The sequence below is a fragment of the Staphylococcus sp. EG-SA-10 genome (genome assembly GCF_017151945.1).
Taxonomy (GTDB): Bacteria; Bacillota; Bacilli; order Staphylococcales; family Staphylococcaceae; genus Staphylococcus; species Staphylococcus aureus.
Map to the genome: position 1 here is coordinate 1 of NZ_JACVZJ010000041.1, position 3,761 is coordinate 3,761.

Annotated in this window: 3 protein-coding genes and 2 pseudogenes; all 5 read left to right on the forward strand. The window is 30.2% G+C overall.

What is annotated here, in order from left to right:
- Positions 1 to 657: 657 nt before the first annotated feature.
- Positions 658 to 930: pseudogene (locus tag IDG45_RS13495) on the forward strand (serine protease); the annotation flags it as partial.
- Positions 931 to 1,036: 106 nt separating this feature from the next.
- Entirely contained in the window at positions 1,037 to 1,759 is a 723-nt protein-coding gene (gene splB / locus IDG45_RS13500; RefSeq protein ID WP_001039451.1) for a serine protease SplB, read from the forward strand.
- 57 nt (positions 1,760 to 1,816) lie between these two features.
- Complete coding sequence (locus IDG45_RS13505) at positions 1,817 to 2,536, forward strand: trypsin-like serine peptidase (protein ID WP_001038864.1); 720 nt, start codon at positions 1,817 to 1,819, stop codon at positions 2,534 to 2,536.
- A 125-nt stretch (positions 2,537 to 2,661) separates the two neighbouring features.
- Positions 2,662 to 3,381 carry a serine protease SplF gene (gene splF, locus IDG45_RS13510; protein WP_001038741.1) on the forward strand — a complete coding sequence of 240 codons (720 nt, stop codon included), beginning with the start codon at positions 2,662 to 2,664 and terminating at the stop codon, positions 3,379 to 3,381.
- A gap of 64 nt (positions 3,382 to 3,445) precedes the next feature.
- Positions 3,446 to 3,580: pseudogene (locus IDG45_RS13515) on the forward strand (hypothetical protein).
- Positions 3,581 to 3,761 lie beyond the last annotated feature (181 nt).

Here is a 3,761-nt window from a genome sequence, read left to right on the forward strand (position 1 = left end):
CATATTAAGTAAACATTTTTTACTTTATCAGAACAAAAAAAAGACATGCATCAACATGTCAGTGAAACTAATCAATATTATCTTAACAACGAAATTGAATCAAACCTGAAAAACGTATTTACAAATCGCAACTACTCTATCCAAGTCAAAATCGCAAAATCTGATCCCCGAAATAACATATCTCGAAAAAAATTCCATAATTCAATTATCTTCAATAATTAACAATACATTACTAGTTCCAAATATACTCATACATGCATGTTTCATTGATTGACTGCATATTGTCATAAATAATAGGGGAACTAATCGCTAATAATATAGTTAAACACAATACATAATAAAGTGAAAGATTATAAACACATGAATTGTTCACCATTCCGCCATAAATATTCAATCACCTAATTTCCGAATAAATATTACAATTTCAGTTCTATAATTAATATTTAAGACCAAAATAATCCTGATAAGTCAATTTTAATTGCGTGATATTGAGTTTTAAGCATATTTAAATAAATGAGTCAATTCATGTATATGAATTTAATAAAATGTTAATAAGTAGTTAATTAATATTTAATTAATATTTTTATATAAAATGTATATAGTAAATGTGTATCTAGATACATTAACTATAAAAATAAATTTGAAAGGAGGTAAAATATGAATAAAAATGTAATCGTTAAAGGTTTAACTGCTTTAACTATTTTAACATCTCTTGGTTTCGCTGAAAATATTTCTGATCAGCCTCATTCAATTGCCAAAGCAGAAAAGAATGTCAAAGAAATTACCGATGCAACTAAGGCACCATACAATTCAGTAGTAACATTTGCGGGTGGTACTGGTGTAGTTGTTGGTAAAAATACAATCGTAACTAACAAACATATCGCTAAAAGTAATAATATTTTTAAAAATAGAGTATCAGCACATCATTCGTGAAGTTGATTTTTTAAAGAGCGTTTAAGAAAACGGTTACATAATTAACTAAATATACTGAATTATGTATCTAGATATCAAAATAATTAAAAAAGAGGAACTTAAAATGAACAAAAACGTAGTCATCAAGAGTTTAGCAGCTTTAACAATTGTAACATCTGTAGCAGGTATTGGAACAACATTGGTTGAGGAAGTTCAACAAACTGCCAAAGCAGAAAATAATGTCACAAAAGTTAAAGATACTAATATTTTTCCATATACTGGTGTAGTTGCTTTTAATAGTGCAACTGGATTTGTAATTGGAAAGAATACTATTTTAACAAATAAACATGTGTCGAAAAATTACAAAGTTGGCGATCGTATTACTGCACATCCAAATAGTGATAAAAGTAATGGTGGTATTTATTCGATTAAAAAGATTATTAATTATCCAGGTAAAGAAGATGTATCAGTCATTAAAGTTGAAGAACATGCAATAGAACGTGGTCCAAAAGGGTTTAATTTTAATGATAATGTAACGCCATTCAAATATGCAGCAGGGGCTAAAGCTGGTGACCGAATTAAAGTGATCGGTTATCCACACCCATACAAAAATAAATATGTTTTACATGAGTCAACTGGTCCTGTGATGTCAGTAGAAGGTAGCAGCATTGTATATTCAGCGCATACTGAAAGCGGAAACTCTGGATCACCTGTATTAAACAGCAACAACGAATTAGTTGGTATTCATTTTGCTTCTGATGTAAAAAATGATGACAACAGAAATGCATATGGCGTCTACTTTACACCTGAGATTAAAAAGTTCATTGCAGAAAACATAGATAAATAAACAAATTGACTTTAAACGAGCGTTGCAACATATCTCGAATTGTAAAGGAGCTTGAAAATGAATAAAAATATAGTCATTAAAAGCATGGCAGCATTAGCCATTCTAACCTCAGTAACTGGAATAAATGCTGCAGTCGTTGATGAGACACAACAAATAGCAAATGCAGAGAAGAATGTTACGCAAGTTAAAGATACAAATGTTTTTCCATATAATGGCGTCGTTTCATTTAAAGATGCGACAGGTTTTGTAATTGGAAAAAATACAATTATCACCAATAAACATGTATCAAAAGACTATAAAGTTGGCGATAGAATTACTGCCCACCCAAATGGCGACAAAGGCAACGGTGGCATTTATAAAATTAAAAATATTTCTGATTATCCAGGTAATGAGGATATATCAGTAATGAACGTTGAAGAACAAGCAGTTGAACGTGGACCAAATGGTTATAATTTTAACGAAAATGTACAAGCTTTTAAATTTGCCAAAGATGCAAAAGTTAACGACAAAATTAAAGTTATTGGATACCCTTTACCAGCTCAAAATACATTCAAACAATTTGAATCAACTGGAACTGTAAAAAGTATTAAAGATAATAATTTAAATTTTGATGCATATATCGAGCCTGGAAATTCAGGATCTCCAGTTTTAAATTCAAATAATGAAGTCGTAGGAGTTGTTTATGGAGGTATTGGAAAAATCGGATCAGAATACAATGGTGCAGTTTATTTTACGCCTCAAATCAAAGAATTTATTCAAAAGCACATTGAACAATAAACATATTTAAATTTACACCAAGAACATGTTGTTCAATGATTTTAATGAAAAAACATCGGTGAATATAACATAAAAAAACAAACGTCTATATCAAAAGCATCATGAATAAACAGAGGAGCACAAAAATGAATAAAAATATAATCATCAAAAGTATTGCAGCATTGACGATTTTAACATCAGTGACTGGCGTCGGCACAACAATGGTTGAGGGGATTCAACAAACGGCCAAAGCCGAAAATAGTGTGAAATTAATTACCAATACGAATGTTGCACCATACAGTGGTGTTACATGGATGGGCGCTGGAACAGGCTTTGTAGTTGGAAATCATACAATCATTACTAATAAACATGTTACTTATCACATGAAAGTCGGTGATGAAATTAAAGCTCATCCTAATGGTTTTTATAATAACGGTGGTGGACTTTATAAAGTTACTAAGATTGTAGACTATCCTGGTAAAGAAGATATTGCGGTCGTACAAGTTGAAGAAAAATCAACACAACCAAAAGGTAGAAAATTCAAAGATTTCACTAGCAAATTTAAAATAGCATCAGAAGCTAAAGAAAGTGAACCTATATCTGTTATTGGTTATCCAAATCCTAATGGAAATAAACTACAAATGTATGAATCAACTGGTAAAGTATTATCAGTGAATGGAAATATAGTGACATCGGATGCAATTATCCAGCCTGGCAGTTCTGGTTCACCTATATTAAATAGTAAACGAGAAGCAATTGGTGTAATTTTTGCTGGTAATACTCCATCAGGTGAAAGTAAAAGAGGATTTGCTGTTTATTTCTCTCCTGAAATTAAGAAATTCATTGCAGATAATTTAGATAAATAATTAAAACTTAGACATTCACCCAATCCTGACAAAATATACTATAACTAACATTTATTAATATATATTGCATTATTTAATATGCATCAAAGCCAATCAATGATTGATTTTCACCAACTCAATTGTTGATTGGTTTTATTTATGTATGTATGAACAACTTTTTGACATCAATGAGAATATAAATGATTTTGAAAGCATTTGAAAGCTACAACATTTCCATAAAATTTTTCAATAACAATTGCGCCACTAAAACTCAAAAATTTCCACCACCAACATCAAAATTCTCAACATCGCAACATAGCCAAATGTTATAATAAATCTATTACACAAAGAGATAAATTACTTATTCAAAGGCGGAGGAATCACATGTCTATTACTGAAAA

Bases quoted from the DNA above. Each gene is read 5' to 3' on its own strand.
- splB (WP_001039451.1), top strand. From the start codon at position 1,037: ATGAACAAAAACGTAGTCATCAAGAGTTTAGCAGCTTTAACAATTGTA.
- IDG45_RS13505 (WP_001038864.1), top strand. From the start codon at position 1,817: ATGAATAAAAATATAGTCATTAAAAGCATGGCAGCATTAGCCATTCTA.
- splF (WP_001038741.1), top strand. From the start codon at position 2,662: ATGAATAAAAATATAATCATCAAAAGTATTGCAGCATTGACGATTTTA.